The organism is Acinetobacter amyesii (assembly GCF_023499985.1).
GTDB classification, from domain to species: Bacteria; Pseudomonadota; Gammaproteobacteria; order Pseudomonadales; family Moraxellaceae; genus Acinetobacter; species Acinetobacter amyesii.
In genome coordinates this window covers 401,464-421,018 of the sequence record NZ_JAMCOU010000013.1, presented here as the reverse complement: position 1 = coordinate 421,018, position 19,555 = coordinate 401,464, and the positions used below count along the sequence as shown (strand labels likewise).

Annotated in this window: 23 protein-coding genes; 21 read left to right on the top strand and 2 right to left on the bottom strand. The window is 40.4% G+C overall.

Annotation, left to right across the window (positions count from 1 at the left end):
* Positions 1 to 3: 3 nt before the first annotated feature.
* The 19 genes from kdsB (at position 4) to pyrF (ending at position 14,069) form a co-directional block, all read left to right on the top strand.
* Positions 4 to 765 carry a 3-deoxy-manno-octulosonate cytidylyltransferase gene (kdsB, locus tag M5F03_RS03585; RefSeq protein ID WP_249706665.1) on the top strand — a complete coding sequence of 254 codons (762 nt, stop codon included), beginning with the start codon at positions 4 to 6 and terminating at the stop codon, positions 763 to 765.
* Between the two features lie 13 nt (positions 766 to 778).
* Entirely contained in the window at positions 779 to 1,762 is a 984-nt protein-coding gene (locus tag M5F03_RS03580; RefSeq protein ID WP_078193725.1) for a DNA polymerase III delta subunit-related protein, read from the top strand.
* 15 nt (positions 1,763 to 1,777) lie between these two features.
* Positions 1,778 to 2,119 carry a PilZ domain-containing protein gene (locus M5F03_RS03575; protein WP_111885061.1) on the top strand — a complete coding sequence of 114 codons (342 nt, stop codon included), beginning with the start codon at positions 1,778 to 1,780 and terminating at the stop codon, positions 2,117 to 2,119.
* 31 nt (positions 2,120 to 2,150) lie between these two features.
* Positions 2,151 to 2,924 (top strand): TatD family hydrolase, encoded by a 774-nt coding sequence (locus M5F03_RS03570; RefSeq protein WP_111885060.1) that lies wholly within the window; start codon positions 2,151 to 2,153, stop codon positions 2,922 to 2,924.
* Between the two features lie 42 nt (positions 2,925 to 2,966).
* On the top strand, positions 2,967 to 3,581 hold the full coding sequence (locus tag M5F03_RS03565; RefSeq protein ID WP_078193665.1) for a TetR/AcrR family transcriptional regulator: 615 nt from the start codon (positions 2,967 to 2,969) through the stop codon (positions 3,579 to 3,581).
* 9 nt (positions 3,582 to 3,590) lie between these two features.
* On the top strand, positions 3,591 to 4,148 hold the full coding sequence (locus M5F03_RS03560; protein ID WP_180084220.1) for a type II secretion system protein: 558 nt from the start codon (positions 3,591 to 3,593) through the stop codon (positions 4,146 to 4,148).
* Positions 4,138 to 4,530 carry a type II secretion system minor pseudopilin GspI gene (gene gspI, locus M5F03_RS03555; protein WP_249706663.1) on the top strand — a complete coding sequence of 131 codons (393 nt, stop codon included), beginning with the start codon at positions 4,138 to 4,140 and terminating at the stop codon, positions 4,528 to 4,530. Before M5F03_RS03560 ends, gspI begins: the two co-directional genes overlap by 11 nt.
* A 46-nt stretch (positions 4,531 to 4,576) precedes the next feature.
* A complete protein-coding gene (gene gspJ, locus M5F03_RS03550) occupies positions 4,577 to 5,206 on the top strand; it encodes a type II secretion system minor pseudopilin GspJ (RefSeq protein ID WP_249706821.1) in 630 nt (209 codons plus the stop codon).
* A gap of 39 nt (positions 5,207 to 5,245) precedes the next feature.
* Complete coding sequence (gspK, locus tag M5F03_RS03545) at positions 5,246 to 6,193, top strand: type II secretion system minor pseudopilin GspK (protein WP_249706659.1); 948 nt, start codon at positions 5,246 to 5,248, stop codon at positions 6,191 to 6,193.
* Between the two features lie 130 nt (positions 6,194 to 6,323).
* Positions 6,324 to 6,920 (top strand): 6-pyruvoyl trahydropterin synthase family protein, encoded by a 597-nt coding sequence (locus tag M5F03_RS03540; protein WP_249706657.1) that lies wholly within the window; start codon positions 6,324 to 6,326, stop codon positions 6,918 to 6,920.
* 36 nt (positions 6,921 to 6,956) lie between these two features.
* On the top strand, positions 6,957 to 7,670 hold the full coding sequence (gene ung, locus M5F03_RS03535; protein WP_111885056.1) for a uracil-DNA glycosylase: 714 nt from the start codon (positions 6,957 to 6,959) through the stop codon (positions 7,668 to 7,670).
* Positions 7,667 to 8,788, top strand: a complete 1,122-nt coding sequence (locus tag M5F03_RS03530) for an enoyl-CoA hydratase/isomerase family protein (RefSeq protein ID WP_078188941.1) — start codon at positions 7,667 to 7,669, stop codon at positions 8,786 to 8,788. Before ung ends, M5F03_RS03530 begins: the two co-directional genes overlap by 4 nt.
* A gap of 7 nt (positions 8,789 to 8,795) precedes the next feature.
* Positions 8,796 to 9,347, top strand: a complete 552-nt coding sequence (tadA, locus tag M5F03_RS03525; protein ID WP_078188939.1) for a tRNA adenosine(34) deaminase TadA — start codon at positions 8,796 to 8,798, stop codon at positions 9,345 to 9,347.
* A gap of 26 nt (positions 9,348 to 9,373) precedes the next feature.
* Entirely contained in the window at positions 9,374 to 9,805 is a 432-nt protein-coding gene (locus M5F03_RS03520) for an SRPBCC family protein (protein WP_249706655.1), read from the top strand.
* A 17-nt stretch (positions 9,806 to 9,822) separates the two neighbouring features.
* Positions 9,823 to 10,506, top strand: a complete 684-nt coding sequence (cmk, locus tag M5F03_RS03515) for a (d)CMP kinase (RefSeq protein ID WP_078193656.1) — start codon at positions 9,823 to 9,825, stop codon at positions 10,504 to 10,506.
* A gap of 107 nt (positions 10,507 to 10,613) precedes the next feature.
* Entirely contained in the window at positions 10,614 to 12,293 is a 1,680-nt protein-coding gene (rpsA, locus tag M5F03_RS03510; RefSeq protein ID WP_078193655.1) for a 30S ribosomal protein S1, read from the top strand.
* 162 nt (positions 12,294 to 12,455) lie between these two features.
* On the top strand, positions 12,456 to 12,758 hold the full coding sequence (locus tag M5F03_RS03505) for an integration host factor subunit beta (RefSeq protein WP_067767464.1): 303 nt from the start codon (positions 12,456 to 12,458) through the stop codon (positions 12,756 to 12,758).
* Between the two features lie 24 nt (positions 12,759 to 12,782).
* A complete protein-coding gene (locus M5F03_RS03500; RefSeq protein ID WP_180023907.1) occupies positions 12,783 to 13,148 on the top strand; it encodes a lipopolysaccharide assembly protein LapA domain-containing protein in 366 nt (121 codons plus the stop codon).
* A 240-nt stretch (positions 13,149 to 13,388) separates the two neighbouring features.
* On the top strand, positions 13,389 to 14,069 hold the full coding sequence (pyrF, locus tag M5F03_RS03495) for an orotidine-5'-phosphate decarboxylase (RefSeq protein WP_180171544.1): 681 nt from the start codon (positions 13,389 to 13,391) through the stop codon (positions 14,067 to 14,069).
* An 80-nt stretch (positions 14,070 to 14,149) separates the two neighbouring features.
* Here the strand turns inward: pyrF and M5F03_RS03490 are convergent, their stop codons facing one another.
* The gene (locus M5F03_RS03490; RefSeq protein ID WP_249706653.1) at positions 14,150 to 15,058 is read right to left on the bottom strand and encodes a LysO family transporter; all 909 of its coding nucleotides are present in this window, start codon (positions 15,056 to 15,058) and stop codon (positions 14,150 to 14,152) included.
* A gap of 49 nt (positions 15,059 to 15,107) precedes the next feature.
* A complete protein-coding gene (locus M5F03_RS03485) occupies positions 15,108 to 16,637 on the bottom strand; it encodes a flavin-containing monooxygenase (protein ID WP_249706812.1) in 1,530 nt (509 codons plus the stop codon).
* 157 nt (positions 16,638 to 16,794) lie between these two features.
* On the opposite strand from M5F03_RS03485, the gene M5F03_RS03480 reads away from it, so the two are divergent.
* Both M5F03_RS03480 and zapE read left to right on the top strand, forming a co-directional pair.
* Positions 16,795 to 17,802: an AraC family transcriptional regulator gene (locus tag M5F03_RS03480; protein ID WP_249706652.1), complete on the top strand. Its 1,008-nt coding sequence runs from the start codon at positions 16,795 to 16,797 to the stop codon at positions 17,800 to 17,802.
* Positions 17,803 to 17,886: 84 nt separating this feature from the next.
* Complete coding sequence (gene zapE / locus M5F03_RS03475; RefSeq protein ID WP_111885050.1) at positions 17,887 to 19,038, top strand: cell division protein ZapE; 1,152 nt, start codon at positions 17,887 to 17,889, stop codon at positions 19,036 to 19,038.
* The last annotated feature ends 517 nt before the right edge of the window (positions 19,039 to 19,555 follow it).

The window sequence follows — 19,555 nt, the reverse complement described above, 5'->3', positions numbered from 1 at the left end:
TTTATGAAACATATTGTTATTCCTGCACGTTTTTCAAGTTCACGTTTACCGGGTAAGCCATTGCTTGAAATTCACGGCCGTCCGATGATTTTACGTGTGGTTGATCAAGCCAAAAAAGTTGCAGGATTCGATGACCTTTGTGTCGCTACAGATGATGAGCGTATTGCAGCAGTATGTCGTGCGGAAGGAGTTGATGTGGTATTGACCTCTACAGAGCATCCATCTGGGACAGATCGTTTAAGTGAAGTTGCGCGCATCAAAGGTTGGGCGAGTGATGATATTATTGTCAATGTGCAAGGTGATGAACCTTTGCTTCCCGCTCAATTGGTAAAACAAGTTGCACAATTACTCGTTGATCAGCCGAAATGTTCAATGTCGACACTCTGCGAGCCGATTCATAGTCTAGAAGAATTTCAACGTGACAGCATTGTCAAAGTGGTGATGTCAAAGCACAATCAAGCGCTGTATTTCAGTCGTGCGACTATTCCTTATGACCGAGACGGTGCAAAGCAAGCTGAAAAAACCTTGCATGATCAAGCTTTTCGTCATTTAGGACTTTATGCATACCGCGTAAAACTCCTTCAAGAATATGTCACTTGGGATATGGGTGTACTCGAAAAATTAGAAAGCCTTGAACAATTACGTGTTTTGGAAAATGGTCACCGTATTGCCATTGCTGTGGCAGAAGCGAACCTACCACCGGGCGTAGACACTCAAGCTGACCTTGATCGTTTGAACCAAATGGATGTTTCAAACTTCGAATAAGGTTAAACGATTTATGCAAAATGACATTGTGGCGCAAGTGTACCCTTGGCAGCAAAATACATGGAATACATTAACCAGCCGTTTTCCACAACTGGGACATGGCGTGCTTTTGTATGGCAAAAAAGGCTGTGGTAAAGAGGCATTTGCAAAACAATTTCTTGCATGGGTGCTGTGTCAAAAACGTGATGAGCGGACTGAGCCATGTGGTGAGTGTGGGAGTTGCCAGTGGTTAAAGTCAGATACACATCCAAATTTTGTCCACATCAGTACAGATGAAGATAATAAGAAGCAAAATGCCAAAATTAAAATCGAAAAAATTCGTGATTTATTGCCCTTTGTACAACAAACCGTAGACGGTTGGCGAGTTGTGTTGATTGAGCCCGCTGAAGCATTAAACATTGCGTCATCGAATGCTTTGCTGAAGACATTGGAAGAGCCTGGCGAACGCATTGTGATTATGTTGTTGGCAGAGCATTATTTGAAATTGCCGGCAACCATTCGCAGTCGAATGCAGCACTATGCATTGGATCGTATTGAACCCGAACAATCACAGCAATATTTACAGCAGCATTTGCCCGATAGTGGTGAAACTCAGCGCAAAGTTCTCATGAACTTAGCCAGTCAAATGCCATTACAAGCAATTTCATTGGCAAGTAGTGAATGGCTAAATATGCGCCAAGAGTTTCTACAAGATTGGCAAAAACTTGTGACACAAAAAAACATGCCGATGGCAATTGCGACCAAGTGGAATAAAGCACTGAGTTTTAGTGATTTTAGTCAAATGTTTGAATACTTGTTGTCCGATATAATTTGTGTCAAGCTAAATCAATCCATAAAAAATATAGATTTGGATTTTGGGGTGTTGGCAGAGCAATATTCGCTCGAAACACTCTTTGGGATTTATACAGAATTACAGCAGTCTAAGCGGTTCATTGAGCAGAACGTACAGGGGAATCTGGTCGTAGATGAGCTTTGCATCAAACTGATGAATGTTTAATTAAGGGGAAACATCATGCAACCACGTATGGGCGGGATCGTTCACGCTAATATTCCAGATGTGGAAACACTTTTTGCGAGCTACATGCCTTATGTCGTTGGTGGCGGTTTATTTGTACCATCAAAGCAAGCTGTGAAAATGGGTGATGAGGTTTTCTTATTGGCGACTTTGCCTGAACAAAGTATAAAAATTCCTTTGACAGGAAAAGTGATTTGGATTTCGCAAAAGCAAAATGGCATTAAACCACAAGGCTTTGGAATTCAATTAAGCGGCGAAAAAGGTGTTTATTTCAAAACAGAAGCAGAACGTTTACTTGCAGGGCTTAAATCTGAGGGGCGTAGAAGTTACACTATGTAGTTACAACAGTGAAGACTTGTAGGTACATATTGTGTTTGTAGATACCCATTGCCATTTAACCATGCTCGACTTAAGCCCTTATGAGGGTAATTTAGATCTTGCATTGGATCAGGCTCGTCAAGCCGGGGTCTCAAAATTTATGAGTATCTCGGTTGATCTAGATGACCATATTGAACTTTCAAAAATTGCTGCACGTCATGCCGATGTAGGTTATTCCGTTGGGGTACACCCATGTGAAGATCCTGCAACGATGGCTCGGGCAACAGAAGAATATCTCATTGAATTAGCACAACCTGAAAAGGTTTGGGCGATTGGTGAAACAGGGCTGGACTATTTTCATAGTACAGACTTTATTGCAGAGCAAAAAGAATGCTTTGCCCGCCATATTCACGCATCACAAGCTGTAAAAAAACCAGTGGTTGTTCATACCCGTTCTGCAAAGCATGATACGGTGGATATTATCCGTGCAGAGAAATCCACTCACGGGATTTTGCATTGTTTTACTGAAGATTGGGAAACAGCAAAAGCGGTCTTAGATTGTGGTTATTACGTGTCATTTTCAGGCATTGTTTCTTTTAAAAATGCGCAAGATTTACGTGATGTGGCTAAGCAAGTACCACTGGATCGCGTGCTGATTGAAACAGATAGCCCATACCTTGCACCGATGCCCTATAGAGGAAAGTCTAATGAACCAAAATACGTTCCTTATGTAGCCAAAGCCTTAAGTGATGTATATGATAAGTCAATTGAAGAGATGGCTTTCATTACAATGCAAAACTTTGAAAATCTCCTCAATCTTAAGTAAATAATTTGAATTGATATAAGAGTAAGAGAGTATAGGGTGAAGATGGATCGTCAAGCTCAGTTTAGAGCAAGAGAGGCATTAATTTTCCAAGTGGCAGAGCAGCTGCTACTGGAAAATGGCGAAGCAGGGATGACACTAGATGCGCTAGCGGCAGAACTCGACTTGGCAAAAGGGACGTTATATAAACATTTTCAAAGTAAAGATGAACTATATATGTTGCTCATTATTCGTAATGAACGCATGTTATTGGAAATGATTAAAGACACCGATAAAGCTTTTCCTGAACACCTTGCTTTCTTTATGTTGCATCACTTACATCACCCAGAACGTACAGTGTTGTTTCATCAAATTGAAGAGCGTTTATCGACAACGGGTGTGGGTATTCAACACTTGTTTAGTGAACTTTATCAAGTGCGCAAACAACGCCTACGATTGATCATTCGTATGACTGAGCATTATTTGGAGTCGATTCAAAGTAGCATGCCAGTACGTGATTATCTTGCTTCAATTTGGTCACTTACACATGGCGCTGCAGCAATTTTGAACTCTAGTTTTTATCAGCGTTATTTGGGTTCAAGAGACACCTTGCGGGTTGCGTATATTGATCAAGCCTTGGCCTTACCAAAACAAGTGCATGCGGTTGCTCAATTCGCTTAAAGGCTGCTTATGAAAAGTGCATCACCATCATTGGTTCGTGGCTTCACCCTCGTAGAATTGATGGTGGTGATTGTAATTATGGGCATCATGGCCTCATTGGTGCTTTTGAATATCGGTGGGACAGATCAACGCAAAGCCATGCAAGCACGCGAAGTGTTTGTGATGGATCTGAAACGAATTTTACGTGATGCAAATGATCAAGCTTTGATATTGGCTTTACAGCAAAAAGCTGGAACGGATGTCAACACGCAAAGCTATGCGGTACAAGAATATTTACCAGAACAAAAACGTGTAGAAAATAGTATTTTAAATCAAAATAATAAATGGCAAAACTATAAAGATTTTGAAACCCGAGTATTACCTGAAAATGTCTCTTTTACAATTCAGCCTTTAGATCAGCAGTATGAAAATGCCAATAATGATGATTTGTTAAATACCAATGCACCCAAGTTGATATGGTTGGGCAATGGTGAGGTAAAGCCTGTGCGTATACAGTTTTATTTTGAAGAACGTCCCATTGGTAATGAAATCGAAATTGATCATTTAGGGAAAGTCAATGCGGGCTAAAGGGTTTACGCTACTTGAAGTCATGGTGGCATTGGCGATTTTTGCGACGGCGGCAATGGCTTTGTCTAATGTTGCGATGCAATATACACAGTCGACAGCACACGCAATTTTAAGAAATAAAGCACAATTCGTCGCGTTGAATGAAATCGCTAAGATGGAAATCAATCGTGAATGGATGACAGGTACTGCATCTAAACAAGTCACTGAACAAGGCGAACAATGGCAAATTGACAAAAAAGCCCAAGCCACCATTAGTCCAAATGTACAACGTATTGATATCCAAGTGAGTTTTATGAATGCTGAAACAGGCGATGTTGAAGCAGGGATTAGCAGTTTGGTGTTCTTTAACTATAAGGCTCCGTTGGATGAAAATAATAACTAGAAAAAAACGTACATCTCAAGATATGCCTGTGCTTGTGCAGCAAGGAATGAGGAATCGAGCAGGATTTACCTTAGTTGAGCTTTTGGTTGCGATTGCTATTTTCGCAGTGCTGTCTGCTTTGGGCTGGAAGGTCTTTGATTATGTCTCGAAAGTGAAAGAGCGAAACGCAACCCATGAAGTAAGGCTCAGTCAGTTGCAAGATGCCCATCAGCAAATACTCAGAGACACTGTACAAGTTGTGCCGTTAACTGCCAATATTAATGGAGATATTCAACCAGCGTTAGTATTGCAAAATGGCCGATTTAATTTCAGTAAGACAGGTGTCACTGATCCATTAAATCAGGGCATTGCACCTGACGAGCGAGTGGAATATCAATACAAAGCTGATGAAAAAAAATTGTATCGGCTAAAATTTAAAAATCTCAACCAAACGGGGCATGATCAGCCAGATTCGAGTGTTTTACTGGATAATGTTGAACAATATAAAATCACGGTACTCAATCCAAATGAGTTCGAGAATTGGCCAGATGCTGCCGCTGATTTGAATAATGAAAAAACCATTCAACTGTTACCGCGGGGTATCAGGATGCAGCTCACAGTTGATGGGACAAACTACGAATGGTTATTCAGTTTGTTAAATACTGATTTTTTATTGGATAAAAATAAGAATGGTTAGCGGTCAGGTAGTAGAGTCATTTGAAGTTCGGAGTTGCGTATGAAACAGCAACGTGGCATCGCTTTGTTAACTATCCTGATGATGGTAGCTTTGGCAACCATAGTTGCAGCAGGCATCGCAAAACAACAAGCCCATACTTCTGAAAATACCGCTTATGTGATGCGCCAAAATCAGTCGTTGTTATATGCGAAAAGTGCCGAAGCATTTTTTGCTGAACTTTTAGTAAATGATGCCGAAAATGCAGGGCAGGTGGATCACCTCCAAGAAAATTGGGCTCAGCCTATGCCCGCCTTTCCAGTGGAAGGTGGAACTGTTGCAGGTGTGCTGCAAGACGAATCTGGAAAATTTAACCTCAATAGTTTGGTTTCAGAAGAGGGTGTGGTAAATGACAAAGCAAAGCTATGGTTTGAAAAAATATTGCAGCGTGTTGGTTTACCCGCAGAATTAAGTCAAGCCGTGATTGATTGGCAAGATGAAAATGATGAGACCTCTGGCCCGATGGGAGCAGAGCTGGCGTACTATCGTGGTTTAAATAATGCGGCAATACCGCCAAATGCAAAATTTCATAGTGTGGAAGAACTGAAATCAGTCCGTGGTTTTGAAGGTGCTCAATATAAACTGATTGCGCCCTATGTGAGTAGCTTGCCCTCGCATGAAACAACGGTAAACATTAATACCGCTCCTGCATTTTTGTTAGCGACTATGGATGATCGTTTAGATGTCAATGCAGTTGAGCAAGCTTTGCAACAAAAAGCTGCCAAATTTGAACATTTCGAAAATATCAATGATTTATGGGCAATGGAGCCATTTGCACAGGTGAGCACAGAAAATAGGGAAGTTTTAAATTCACAATTGGGTGTGCAGTCGAACTATTTTAAAGCGCAAATTGAAATTATTTTAAATGAAAGAAAGCGTCAATTTACCAGTGAGTTAGTGCGAAAAGATAAAGATGTATATGTGGCTTTTCGCAGTATGGCACCATTTTAGGTCTTAAAGGTCGCTAAATTTTCATGATGCCTTTTCCCAATTGTGCTGAATAGCAAAATTAATGCCTCTTGTTAGACTTTTGCATTATAATCTCTGAGAACCCATAGATTATTTGATTGCATTACGACATATGTTAATTCGTAAGTTATTTAAGTTTGAAAACGCGCATATCGTGCGTAATTGCACGTCAGACCGTTGCAAACGTTCCATTCATGGACACAGTTATAAAGTCGAACTATTACTTAAAGCGTCGAAACTTGACCATGGGCAAATGGTTTACGATTTCGGTTTGCTCAAAGGGGTAATTAAAGACTTATTTGACAGTTTTGATCACGCGATTTGTTTTTGGCAACACGATGATGCTGAGTACATTCGTGCCTGCAAACAGTTCAGTGCACGTTGGGTTGAACTACCCGTATCGCCCTCAGCAGAACAGTTTTCACGAATCTTCTTTTACTTAGCACAACAAGTTCTAAAATCAACAGAAACTCAAAATGGTGAGGGTGATGTTGAGGTGTATTCTGTGATTGTGCATGAGACAGACACAGGCTATGCGCAAAGCTTCTTAGAAGATATCAACAACGCACAAATGGGGTTGTTGCAGTTAGATCAAATCGTCTTCTCCGAACAGGTTCAGTCGGAATGGAACGATACTCAGATGTATGAAAAATTAAAACAGGGTCAAAAATTTTTAAACCCTGCAGTTGATTTACAAGTTAGAATTTAAGTAAATATTTGGTTTTATTAGGATTGGTTAACAGTGATGTCTTTAACAGAAGAGCAACAAGCAAAACTCGCTAAAGTGCAGCTTGAGCCTAGCTGGAAATATGCCCTAAGTGAGTTTTTGCTTAGCCCCCGCATGGATGAGTTAAAAGACTTTCTGCTACAACAAATCAAACAGGATAAAGTGATTTATCCACCGAATCCGCTGATCTTTAATGCCCTAAACACGACGCCTATGGCAAATGTAAAGGTGGTGATTTTAGGCCAAGACCCGTATCATGGGCCAAATCAGGCACATGGTTTAAGCTTTTCGGTACAAAAGGGGGTTGCATTACCACCTTCTTTACGTAATATCTTCCATGAGTTAAATGCTGACCTCGGGGTTCCTGTGTCAAAACATGGGGACTTAACACGCTGGGCAGAACAAGGTGTCTTGCTGTTAAATGCGGTACTGACTGTTGAGGCTGGGCAACCAACTTCACATCAAAAACGTGGATGGGAAGATTTTACAGACCATGTGATTGATGTTTTAAATGAACAACGTGAGCATATCGTCTTTATTTTATGGGGGGCATATGCACAGCGTAAGGGACAACGCATTGACCAAAATAAGCACTTAGTGCTAAAAGCCGCGCATCCATCTCCTTTGGCTGCAAACCGCGGTGGATTTTTTGGTTGTAAGGTGTTTTCAAAAAGTAATAATTATCTTAAACAAAATGGCATTGAGCCAATAGACTGGCAGCTGGACGCATGACTTATTCTCCCGTTTCAAAAAATTATCACCCAGATCTGATTGTTGAAGAAGCGAAAAAGGGCTGGCGCATTGTTCGCTTGAATCGCCCAAAATCGCTTCATGCATTAGATGAATCAATCTGTACAGCGTTGCTTGAAGTCTTTCAGGACTTTCAACACGATGATGCTGTAAAGGCGATTTGGTTAGATTCCACTACGCCAAAAGCATTTTGTGCAGGTGGCGATGTACGCAAATTGCGACAATTGGTGGTCAATGATGAAGTTGAAACGGCGAATAAATTCTTTGAACAAGAATATGCCCTAGATTTGCTGCTGCATAACTATGCAAAGCCGATTTTGGTTTGGGGCGAAGGTTATGTGATGGGTGGTGGCCTAGGTCTATTTATGGCCGCACCTTTCCGTTTGGTAACACCTTATTCACGTCTAGCAATGCCTGAAATTAATATCGGTTTGTATCCAGATGTGGGTGCGACGCGTTTCCTTGCTGACCGTGGTGCCATTGGGTTGTTTACTGGGTTAACTGGCTCTATTATGACCGCAGCAGGTGCTTATGGTATCGGTTGGGCAACGCATATTTGTGATGCACAGCGTGATAACGTACTTGAAACTGTCATCAATATTGATTGGGATCATTATCCAGCAGGCGATTTTCGTGCCATTGATGACACTTTAAATAGTATGCATCGTCCTGTGGGGCCGGGGCCATTACAAAACTCGTTAGATGTGATTCAAAGTGTGTGCCGTGGGCATAATTTTGAACATGACTATGAATCAATTATTGGTTTAAGCGATGCACGCAGTGATTGGCTACGTCAAGCCAGTGAAAATCTACAAAAAGGTTCACCTGCAACAGCAGCATTAACATGGTTATTGTGGCAGTGGGGCAAGCAAGTGCATTCTTGGAATGAAGTGTTTGAACTGGAAACCCAAATTTCGGATTGGAAAATTCGTCATGCAGACTTTGTGGAAGGTGTGCGCGCCCGTCTAGTCGATAAAGACTTATCTCCAGAATGGAAAAAAGGTACAGATCTTTCCCTCAAAGGAATTCTGGCTGATGAGCCTCCTGTAACCAATATTGACAGTTGGAATGCGCTGTTAAGACAGTATGGTGTAATTTAATTAATTGATGTCTGAACCAAACTTATATAGTGATGAACATTGGATGCAGCTTGCTTTTGAGCAGGCTGCACAAGCTGCCGAATTGCAAGAAATTCCTGTAGGCGCAGTCATTGTGAGTCAAAATCAAGTCATAGGTGCAGGGTTTAATGCGCCGATTTCTCTGAAAGATCCCACCGCACATGCGGAAGTACAAGCTTTGCGTCAAGCTTGTTTAAATATCGATAATTACCGGTTACCTGACGATGCAACCTTATATGTAACTTTGGAACCATGCACAATGTGTGTGGGCGCTTTGGTACATTCAAGAATAAAACGAGTGGTATTTGCGACGACTGAACCTAAAGCAGGTTCTTTGGTCAGTTCGCGTCAATTATTAAATTCAGGCTACTATAATCATATCTTTGAGTTTGAGCATGGTTGCCTACAAGAGCAATGCTCCCAACAATTAAGTGATTTTTTTAAAATGCGTCGTGAACAAAAAAGACTGATGAAGTTACAGGAAAAAGCCACTTTGACTGAACTTAATTTAAAAAATCAAGTAAACTCTACTGACAATTAATATTGTCAAATAAAATAGGGTACACCATGAAATCCATTCAAGTAAAAAAAGAATTTAATGCACCGGTCGAGCAAGTTTTTGACTTACTTTCAAAACATTCGACCTACAACGTGGCTTTTGCGCCGATTCAAGTGGTGCGTGTTAAAGATTCAGCAGATCCTGAACGTCCTGATGGTGTAGGTTCTGTACGTCGTATGGGCTTTGGGCCAGTGAAGCCGTTACAAGAGCAAATTACCTTGCTTGAGCCAAACCAACGCATTGAATATAAGATTATTAAAAACCCACTGGTGAAACATCATTTGGGCGTGATTCAATTCGAAGCGATCGATGCCGGGCGTACTTTAGTCACTTATACGATTGAATTACAGGCGCGTGCGCCATTCGTTAGTCAATTAATCCTTGCGCAACTGAAGTCAGCGATTAAAATTGGTTTTTCAAAACTTGCAAAAACCGTATAAACAAAAGTGGAAGAGCAATGACAGTTCAAATCATTACAATTGATGGCCCAAGTGGCTCAGGTAAAGGAACATTGGCAGCAAAAATTGCGGCACATTATCAGTTCCACTTACTCGACTCAGGTGCGTTATATCGTCTGTTGGGATTGTCATTGCATAAGCAAGACTTAATTGATGCATTAGACTCAAAGCTCGATGAATGCGTAAAAATTGCAACAAATTTAGACATACAATTTGTGACAAATGAAGCAGGTGTTTCGGTGCTTTTAGATGGTGAAGATGTCTCAAAAGTTATCCGTACTGAGAGAGTTGGAGAGTTTGCTTCAAAAGTTGCTGCAATTCCTGCACTTAGAACTGCGCTTTTAGAACGTCAGCATGCCTTTGCTCAAGCACCTGGTTTGGTTGCAGACGGCCGTGATATGGCAACTACGATTTTTCCAAATGCTCAAGCCAAGATTTATTTAACGGCTTCTGCTCAGTCCCGTGCGGAGCGCCGTGTAAATCAGTTGCAGGCTATGGGCGTGGATGTTAAAATAAACGACATTTTAGCTAATATCGAAGCGCGTGATAAGCGAGATATGGAACGCGCAGTCGCTCCACTCAAGCCTGCGCCAGATGCTTACTTCATTGATAGTTCAACTTTGAGTATTGATGAAGTATTCACGCTGATGACGAATTACATCGATCAGCAATTAGCAAACTAAAGAATTTTCAGCAGAAGCATAGCTTGATCAGTCTTATACGGACTATGTAGACGCTTAATTAAACCGGCCTTGTCTGATCCAAGACCGCTGACTTTACTAGGTATATCATGACCGAATCTTTTGCAGCCCTCTTTGAAGAAAGCGAATTAAACCTCAACGTTGAAAAGGGTGCAGTCATCCAAGGCGTTGTAGTAAGCATCGACTCTGACTGGGTAACAGTTGACACTGGCCTTAAATCAGAAGGTATTGTTGACCGCGCTGAATTCTTAAATGAACAACGTGAACTTGAAGTTCAAGTTGGCGACACTGTTGATGTAGTTGTTGAAGCTCTTGACAACGGTATGGGTCAAACAGTTTTATCACGTGAAAAAGCTAAACGTGCTGAAACTTGGACTAAACTTGAAAAAATCTTTGAAGACGGCGAAATCGTTACTGGTGTTATCTCTGGTAAGGTTAAAGGCGGTTTCACTGTTGACATCGGTCCAGTTCGTGCGTTCCTTCCAGGTTCTTTAGTTGATACTCGTCCTATTCGTGATACTACTCACTTAGAAGGTAAAGAGTTAGAATTTAAAGTAATCAAACTTGATGCTAAACGTAACAACGTTGTTGTATCTCGTCGTGCTGTTATGGAAGCTGAATCTTCAGCTGACCGTGAAGCTCTTCTTGCTCAGCTTGAAGAAGGTCAAACAGTTACTGGTACTATCAAAAATCTTACTGACTACGGCGCGTTCGTTGACCTTGGTGGTATTGATGGTCTTCTTCACATCACTGACATGGCTTGGAAACGTATCAAGCATCCTTCAGAAGTTGTTGAAGTTGGTCAAGAAGTTACTGTTAAAGTACTTAAATTCGACCGCGAACGTAACCGCGTATCTTTAGGCCTTAAACAATTAGGCGAAGATCCATGGTTAGCGATCATGAACCGTTACCCTAAAGGTTCTATCGTTAAAGCTCGTGTAACTAACTTAACTGACTACGGTTGCTTCGCTGAAATCGCTGAAGGCGTTGAAGGCTTAGTACACGTTTCAGAAATGGACCATACTAACAAAAACATCCACCCATCTAAAGTTGTTCAGATCGGTGACGAAGTTGACGTTATGGTTCTTGAAGTTGATGAAGAGCGTCGTCGTATTTCTCTTGGTATCAAACAAACTCGTGCTAACCCATGGGAAGAGTTTGCTAAAGAACACGACAAAGGTGAAAAAGTTTCAGGTACTATCAAGTCAATCACTGACTTCGGTATCTTCATCGGTTTACCAGGCGGTATCGATGGTCTAGTTCACTTGTCTGACATTTCTTGGAACGAACAAGGCGAAGAAGCTATCCGTCGTTACAAGAAAGGTGACACAGTTGAAGCGGTTATCCTTTCAGTAGACGCTGAAGGCAACCGTATCAGCCTTGGCATCAAACAAATGAACAGCGATCCGTTCAACGATTTCTTAGCTGCTAACGAACGCGGTGCGCTTGTTAAAGGTACTGTAACTGCAGTTGACGCTAAAGGCGCTACTGTTAAGTTAGCTGACGAAGTTGAAGCGACTCTTAAAGCATCTGAAATCAACCGCGACCGCGTTGAAGATGCAACTAAGTTCCTTGAAGTTGGTCAAGAAGTTGAAGCTAAAATCATCAACGTAGACCGCAAATCACGTTCTATCAACTTGTCTATCAAAGCGAAAGACGAAGCTGAAGAAAAAGAAGCAGTAGCTAACTTGAACAAGACAGCTACAGCAACTTCAGACAATGGTCCTAAGACTATTGGTGATTTGATCAAAGCTCAAATGAACCACTAAGTAAGTGTTTGAATTGTATTGTTAATGTAAATTAATTAATATATTTTACACAATTACTGTAACGGTAGCGTAGTAAGTGATTATTACGCTACCGTTTTGTATTTAAACAGGTTATTATCAGGAAACTGATCCTAGGTAGCTTGATAATTAAAGAGGTCGCAGATGACTACTGAAGCACTTAATAAGTCTGACTTAATAGAGCGTATTTCTCTTAAAAACCCACACTTAGCTGAACCCTTAGTGGAAGAAGCCGTTAAGATAATGATCGATCAAATGATCGAAGCTTTGTCTACAGACAACCGAATTGAAATCCGTGGTTTTGGTAGTTTTGCATTACATCACCGTGAACCACGTGTGGGTCGTAACCCAAAAACCGGCAAATCAGTTGAAGTTGCAGCAAAAGCTGTACCGCACTTTAAACCTGGTAAAGCTTTACGTGATGCGGTAAACGAATCTGCAAACTAATTTAAAACATAGTTAGGGGTGTTTATGCGTTACGTATTGGTCGTCATTCTATTAGTCCTATTTGGATACTCATTGGCTTTGGTGCTGCAAAACGGAACTGAACTTTCAGTCGATTTGTTGTTTACACAAGTGCCTGCAATGCGTTTAGGGCTTTTATTGCTATTAACATTGTCATTAGGTTTGGTTTTAGGTCTTTTATTGGCAGTGCAAGTATTCCGAGTATTTCAAAATAACTGGGAAATTAAACGTCTACGTAAAGATATTGAGCGCCTACGTAAAGAGCAAATTCAAACTGCTCAACTGGCTGCTGCTGAAGCGGCTGCACATACACGTCATGAAAAAACAGTTTTAGATATTGATGCAAATGAGCGTCCTTCTAACCCGTTATAATTGGGTTTATGAAGTAAATTAACTACTTTTATGAGTATAGTTAAATTTTATATTAAACACTCTGGTGGATCATCGGGGTGTTTTTTTATGGGCTGAAAAAATAAGCCATATATCTTAAATAAAATAATGAGATAGCTAAATTCAAATTAATCATTTCAATTAACATGAGTTTTATGACTTTCTGATCAAGTTGAATCCATCTATAATGCACTAATTTTGTCAAAATGAAGGGTAAGTCTCTTGAGTATCATCGTTGCACTAGATGCTAAAAGCCAATATGACGCACTTACAATTGCAGAGCAGTTAGATCCTGCATTATGTCGAGTTAAGGTTGGTAAAGAGTTATTTACCCATGAGGGTTCAAGTATCGTTAAAGCATTGCACGATAAAGGTTTTGAAGTATTTCTAGATCTTAAATTCCATGATATTCCAAACACCACAGCACAAGCAGTTTGTGCAGCTGCGGATATGGGGGTGTGGATGGTCAATGTCCATGCATCAGGTGGCCGTAAAATGATGGAAACCTGTGTAGAGCGCCTGAAGGCGGGCAATTACAATACTCAGCTAATTGCTGTTACGGTTTTGACATCAATGGGTCGTGAAGATCTTGCGGAATTAGGCTTAGATGTGGAACCTTTTGAACATGTGAAGCGTCTTGCGACTTTAACGAAAGAAAGTGGTTTGGATGGTGTAGTTTGTTCGGCACAAGAAGCGAAAATGTTACGTGAAACTTTGGGTGCTGACTTTGCATTGGTAACACCGGGTATCCGTCCTAAGGGTTCTGCAGCGGATGATCAAAAACGAATTGTGACACCTAAACAAGCCATGCTTGATGGTTCTACACATTTGGTGATTGGCCGTCCAATTACTAAATCGGATAATATGCGTCAGACTTTAAAAGATATTTTGGCGACTTTGTAAGAATCCCACCCGACCTCCCTTTGAAAAAGGGAGGAGAAAGTCCCTCTTTTTTAAAGAGGGGTTTAGGGAGATTAAAATCGTTAAAGCACCGCCAATATACTCACCAATATAGGTGCAAGGACAGAAAGGATAAAGCCGCTGACCATGGCATGTGGAATAAAATCATTACCACAGGCTTGTTTGACCATAGGTAAGGTGACATCCATAGCTGTTGCACCCGCAGATGAAATTGCAGAGCGTGGGTAACGCCAGCCAATAATATACATAAACACAATCGCAAAGATTTCTCTGAATAAATCATTCATCAGCGCGATACTGCCTAGATGCGCATTTTTTAATTCAGTCACGACGATGCCTGTCATCGAATAGAAACCATAGCCTTGTGACAGCATAATCAAATCTTTCAGGCTGATTTGTGGCAATAGATAGGCTGCAGCAAAAGCGCCCAAAAGTGAACCGACGATACAGCCCAGAGGAACAAGTAGAATTTTCCAATTTAACCAAGAATGATCGAGTGGTGAGTAGGCGAGATCTAGACCAATCAGAAACATGAAGGCTAAAAGTAGATCCCAAGTACTCATATGTGGCTGAAGACTAAAATGTGCTGCAATTTCGGCAAAAGCATAACCTAAACCTAATGCAATAAAAGCATAGCTAATATTGATGAGTGAGCTTGTCACTAACTGCATGGACACTTTGCCATGACTAGGTTTGTAGCCTAAAAGCTTAAACAAAATATAGCAGCAAATAAAAGCACCCATTGAGGTCAATAGTGCAATAACTACTGATGAAGAGAGGATTTGCAGAGGTGCTGGAATAGTGTGTAATGTTTCAGAAAATTCGATCGCAATCGCAAATAACAAAATATAAGTAAAGTACGGCAGGAGTTTAAAGGCGATTTTTTCAAGCCAAGTGGGTAGGCGACGTGCAAGAATAAAACCAAGCCCTAAACAGGCTAAGAGCTGGAAAATCAACCAGAAAGATTGCATACAAAAATAGGCAGATAATGAATACCTGCCTATTATGACCTGTTATTGCTTAAGCTGCATGACTAGATTTTGTTTTACTGAGGAGTCGAAAATCGGCTGGATTTATTTTTCGAGTAGCCAGCCAATATTTCCATGTATAAGTTGGCCACAGTGCAAAATTTTTACCGCCATTTTGCTGATACCAACTCACGCAGCCTGATTGCCATACCGTACCATCAAGCATGTCTTGTACATGAGTGTTAAATTGATCTTGAACCTGATCTTTAACAGCGATGGCTTGAACATTAGATTTTGAAACCAATTGCATCATTTGTAAGATGTAATCGACTTGTGCCTCAATCATAAATACCACTGAATTATGGGCAAGCACAGTATTGGGGCCTAATAATTGGAACAGGTTTGGAAAGCCTTTGGTGCAAATGCCATAAAAGCTTTCTGCGCCAGCCTGCCACACTTGTTTGAGTTCTTGAGCATTTTCACCAATACATTCAAATGATTTTAAATAAATTCTTGGATCGGTAATAAAGCCTGTGCCATAGATCAGACAATCGATTTCACGGGATTTTCCATCTTTGGTAATAATGGCATTTTCAGTGATTTCTTGTATTGCATCACTGACCAATTCCACATTAGGTCGAATAAAGGTTGGAAAGTATTTATTAGAAATTAAAATGCGTTTACAACCCATGATGTAGTTTGGCGTTAGTTTCTTGGCAAGTTCAGCATCTTTCACTTGATACTTAATATACAGTTCTGCCAGTTTTTGCGCATACTTCATGGTGGTCGGCTTAACAATTGGCACGACACGTGATTCGTTGGTCCAATACAGGCGAGCACGGTGAATTTTTCGAAACCAATCATATTTTTTAAATAGTAATTTTTCTAAACCATGATAACTACGCTCATCTCGTGGAATGACCCAAGCCGCGGTACGCTGAAAAACATACAGTTGCTTTGTTTGTGGTGCGATTTCAGGAATGTATTGGATGGCACTGCCGCCTGTACCAATCGATGCGACCTTTTTACCTGCTAATGAATATTGATGATCCCATTGAGAAGAATGGAACACTTTACCCTTAAATTTTTCAATGCCTTGAATATGTGGAATTTGTGGGACATGTAAAGGGCCTGATGCAAAAATCACATATTGAGCGGTAATTTTAAAGCCATCTTTGAGTTCTAAATGCCAGTCACAGGTTGATTCATTGTATTGGCTTGAAAGCACTTCACTGTTAAAGCGACAGAATTGTTTTAAATTATATTCACGGGTGACGTGTTGGATATAGTCAAATATTTCCGGCGCTTCGGCGTAACGCTTTGACCAATCTGTTTTGGGTGCAAAAGAAAGTGAATACATATGTGATTGCACATCGCAGGCAGCGCCAGGGTAGCGGTTTTCACGCCAGGTTCCACCAAAATCATTGGCTTTTTCGAGGATCAGAAAATCTTGATTGCCTTGTTGTAAAAGTCGTATCGCCATAGCAATACCACCAAAACCACCGCCGATGATGGCGATTTGTGTATGTATTTCAGAATTGGCGTTTGGGGTTTGCACTGTTTTTGTTTGCGCTTCCTGCATCATTTTTTTAATTCCAAGCGAGATTACAAGCTAAGCATACTTGAGTTCATAACCAGAACAATATGATTGAGGTGACAGAAAAATTGATCGAAACGGCAATGTTCATAATTGCAAATTTGTAGTAAAAAAGAAGAAATTTAATGTCATTTTACGATTTATGAAACGATCTATTCTAAGCCTGATGTATTTAGTACAAGGAATGCGTAAAGCAGGCGTAGATGTCGATCAACGTTTGCAAACCATTGGGCTACGTGTCGATGCGCTCGATCCTACTTCAGTGATTCATCCGAGTTTAGAGTGGGATGTACTGAAAGTCATTGGTAAAGATGTAGAACCTGAGCAAGGGTTATTTATTGGTCAGCATTATACGTTGGCGGGTTATGGCCCGTTGCTGATGTTATTGGTCACCAGTGATACTTTACGCCAAGCTTTAAATCAGGGGATTCGCTTTCAACAGTTGACACATCTAACTGGGCGTTTGAGTTTGCAAATCAGTCAGCATAAAGTGGCTTTGTGCTATCAACCGCAAGATGTGTATGCGCCACTGGGTGCATTATTGGCGCAGTCAGAGATTTCAGGAACTTATAAATTCATCCGTGATCTGTACAAAATGATGGGTCTATCTACGCCACAAGTTCAAATTGATTTGCCGTTTGCTGAACCCAAAGATCCTGAAAAATTAAAAATGTTTACTGATTATTATGGCTCACAAGTTCGATTTGGTGCGCCATTTGCGGCATTTTGGTTTGATGAAGATGTTTTAGATATTCGGATCCCTTCCGCAGATATTATCACTTTTCGATTATATGAGTCGAAATGTATTGCGGAGTTAGAACGTTTAAGCGCCGATGAAGATGCGCCATCATTGGTTCAACGTGTGCAAGATTATTTGGAATTACAAAGTGGTGTGATGCCAAGTATGGCAGCAACTGCTCAAGCGTTGAACTTGCCTGAAAGAACTTTGCGTCATCAACTGCAACAGTTAAATACCAGTTATAAGCAAATTCGTGAAGATATTATTAAAGATAAAGCACTCCGTATGATTGAATATAATGAATATTCAATTGAAATGATTGCAGAATTGCTGGGCTATTCAGAACCTGCGGCGTTTAATCATGCGTTTAAACGTTGGTTTGGGCATAGTCCGAGACAATATAATAAATAGCCAATGCGCTTTACTGCCAAAGTGTTATATCTTCGAGTTTATTCTTCGTTATAATTCATTTAGCCCAAAAAAGTATTTAATGATATGTCAGATTTTCAGTCACCACACAACACCGCATTTACTCCGATTTCACCGGCTGAGCGTTATGCTCAAGCCTTAGCATCTGGTCAGTTTTTACCAGATCAGGAACAGGCGCAAGCGGTGCATGAGTTGGATCGAGTTTGGCAAGAATTAATCCAACGTTTTAAGGCTTCTAAAAAAGCGTTTCGTCGTTTCCGTCGTCAAACTGCACCGAAAGGGGTGTATATGTGGGGCGGTGTAGGACGTGGTAAAACGTGGCTGATGGATCAGTTTTATGATTCTGTGCCATTTCGACGCAAAACTCGTATGCATTTCCATCACTTTATGCAGTACGTACACCGTGAATTAAATAAGCTTTCAGGTCAGCGTAATCCACTAGACCTTGTTGCCGACCAAATTTATAAAGAAGCAGTCGTGATCTGCTTTGATGAATTCTTTGTATCCAATGTCACGGATGCAATGATTTTGAGTGATCTATTCCAAAAATTATTTACGCGTGGGATCACCCTTGTTGCAACATCTAACATCGCACCAGATGGTTTATATAAAAACGGGATCCACCGTGACCGTTTTATCCCAACCATCGAAATGGTAAAAAAGAACTGTGTGATTTTAAATGTAGACTCAGGCGTAGACTATCGTTTACGTGTATTGAAACAAGCACAGTTGTTTAAGTCGCCTTTAACACATGAACATAAGTTGTGGATGGCACAGCGTTTTACAGCATTAACGCAAACCCAAACGGTTTCACAAGAGCCAATTATTATTAATCAGCGTATTGTAGAAACCATTGGTCATACGGAAGATGTGCTGTGGTGTGAATATTCTGAGCTTTGCCTAAAACCACGTAGTCCAGCGGACTTTATTGAAATTGCCAATATTTATAATACAGTCTTGGTAAGTAATGTGCCGCACATGACGGATTATTTGTCTGAAGGGACACGTCGTTTTATCTATTTGGTCGATGAATTTTATGACCGTGGTGTGAAGTTGTTGCTTACTTCAGAAGATACGATTATTGAATTATATCAAGGTGAAAAATTGGCATTTGAAATTGAGCGTACACGTTCGCGCTTATTGGAAATGCAATCTGATGATTATCTACATACATCTCACCGTCAAATCAATGCACCAGAATCTACAGCAGAAAATTAAGCGTTTCTGTTGGAATGAAAAAAGAACGTCTTGATGGCGTTCTTTTTTTTGATATTTAGTTTTAGATTACATGCATAGATAAGAAAAAGTATAGATCGAACAATCGACTTTAAAAGCGAGGTCGGAAGATAAAAGCATCATTTAATAAGAAGAAGGGTTGTTTAATAATTCATCGATAAAAGCGTTAAATTTAAACTGATTGGTTGAAGTTGTAGCATCGACATTGGCAGCATTTCATGGCTTAATCGAGTGAGTTTGTTTGACGCTTGGGTCTATTTGTTCAGTTTTAGAACAAAATTCTGCACTTAAGTCTAATTTCGACATTTCAAAAACTTTATACACTGTAAAAAGGTATTCAGGCTGATGATGACGTCGTATTTCTGATCTTTATTATGTTGAATGATGAGGGTATTTCATTACATAGAAAATGATCATTATTTAGGAATGTGATAGTACTATTCAGCAAAGTATAAATGGGTATACTAGAATCTCTTGTTATAAAAAATAGCAATATCAG